The sequence below is a fragment of the Mesorhizobium sp. M4A.F.Ca.ET.090.04.2.1 genome (assembly GCF_003999085.1).
Taxonomy (GTDB): Bacteria; Pseudomonadota; Alphaproteobacteria; order Rhizobiales; family Rhizobiaceae; genus Mesorhizobium.
The window spans coordinates 1-1,789 of the sequence record NZ_RZOT01000785.1 but is presented as its reverse complement, the minus strand read 5'-3'; the positions used below and the strand labels follow the sequence as shown (position 1 = coordinate 1,789).

Annotated in this window: 2 protein-coding genes and 1 pseudogene; all 3 read left to right on the top strand. The window is 59.9% G+C overall.

Translation table 11 applies throughout. The features are described from left to right. On the top strand, window positions 1-531 hold a 531-nt coding region (locus tag EN781_RS31790), incomplete at its 5' end, for a CorA family divalent cation transporter (protein ID WP_281034413.1). Window positions 532-682: 151 nt separating this feature from the next. Next, a complete protein-coding gene (gene rpsO, locus EN781_RS31785; protein WP_281033073.1) occupies window positions 683-994 on the top strand; it encodes a 30S ribosomal protein S15 in 312 nt (103 codons plus the stop codon). Window positions 995-1,411: 417 nt separating this feature from the next. Next, window positions 1,412-1,789 (top strand): annotated as a pseudogene (locus EN781_RS31780) (polyribonucleotide nucleotidyltransferase); the annotation flags it as partial.

The window sequence follows — 1,789 nt, the reverse complement described above, 5'->3', positions numbered from 1 at the left end:
GATCAGCGTCGCCAGCGCATCGCGCATCGGCCAAAGCACGCCCTTCAACACATTGGCGTCGCGCCGCAACTCGTGCAACTGCCGCATCTGCTGCTTGTGCGGCGCGACGCCAATGTGTTGAAGGGCGTGCTTTGGCCGATGCGCGATGCGCTGGCGACGCTGATCCGCAACGACGTGCCTTACGTGAAAGCGGAGACCAAGGTCTTCTTCAACGATACGCTTGATCATTCGCTGCGGCTGATCGAATTGGTCGAAACCCAGCGCGACATGCTGACTGGGCTGATCGAGATGCATCTGTCGCTTAGCCAGGCGCGCACCAATGACGTCATCTCCTATCTGACCATCGTCTCGGTGATCTTCATGCCGCTTACCTTCCTGGTCGGCGTCTGGGGCATGAATTTCGATCCTGACACATCGCCATGGAACATGCCGGAGCTGAAAGCCTATTACGGCTATCCCACCGCACTGGTGTTCATGGGCCTCGTTGCTGTCGGGCTCATTGCCTTCTTCAAATGGAAGAAGTGGTTGTAGTCGAACGCAAATCTTCGGTTTGACTGCAAAAGGCCTGCGACAAGCCGGCTCGTGAAATGGGCTGGCGTTTTCTGGGGAATTGCACTATATGCCCGGCAGCTTCGCGCCCTGACGCGTTGCTTGCACCGGCCCCTGCTGGACGACATCCCGGCTGAGGGCGTCCCGTTTCCTCCAACAGATAAGGAAAAACACGATGTCGATTACTGCCGAGCGCAAGAAGGAATTGATGACTGAATTCGCGACCGCCAAGGGCGATACCGGGTCTCCGGAAGTCCAGGTGGCCATTCTTTCCGAGCGCATCAAGAACCTGACCGACCACTTCAAGGACCACAAGAAGGATAACCATTCCCGCCGTGGTCTGCTCGCTCTCGTCTCCCAGCGCCGCAGCCTGCTTGACTATCTCAAGCGCAAGGACGACGCGCGCTATCAGACGCTGATCGAGAAGCTCGGTCTGCGCCGTTGACGAATTGACCGGCGGGCTTTCCTCGGGAGAGCCCGCCGGTCGCGCATTGGCGCATCGGATCTCTCCAGTGCGCCAATGAGGGAAATGAAGCGCCGCGCATCGGTTTGGATGCGCAAATGGACGCTTCGCAAAGTTCGCATTTGCGCAGGGCGCGTTTCGAGAGCCGAGGCTTTCGGGGTCATGCGCAAGGCCGTTCGGATCGATCGGCCACCCGGTTTCGAGAAAGCAGAGGGCCACTCGGAACCGCCCATGGACGGTCATGGGGCAGGATTGCAGGACGCTCGTGCGGCCATCGTGCCGAGATTGACATGAGCTTCCCGTTGTCTTGCCCGTGGCTGCCCGAGAAAAGAAGCCAGGGGAAAGGGCATCCGCGCATGATCAAGCAGCGCGACCCTTTCCGCATATGAAGGACAAGATATGTTCAACTACCACAAAGTGGAAATCGAGTGGGGCGGCCGTCCGCTCGTTCTGGAAACCGGCAAGATCGCCCGCCAGGCTGACGGCGCCGTGCTCGCCACCTACGGCGAGACCGTCGTCCTCGCCACCGTCGTTTCTATGAAGGAACCGAAGCCCGGCCTCGATTTCTTCCCGCTGACCGTCAACTACCAGGAAAAGACCTATGCCGCCGGCAAGATCCCGGGCGGCTACTTCAAGCGCGAGGGCCGTCCTAGCGAGAAGGAAACGCTGGTTTCCCGCCTGATCGACCGCCCCATCCGCCCGCTCTTCGCCGACGGCTACAAGAACGACACCCAGATCGTCGTCACCGTCGTCCATCACGACCTCGAGAACGCTCCG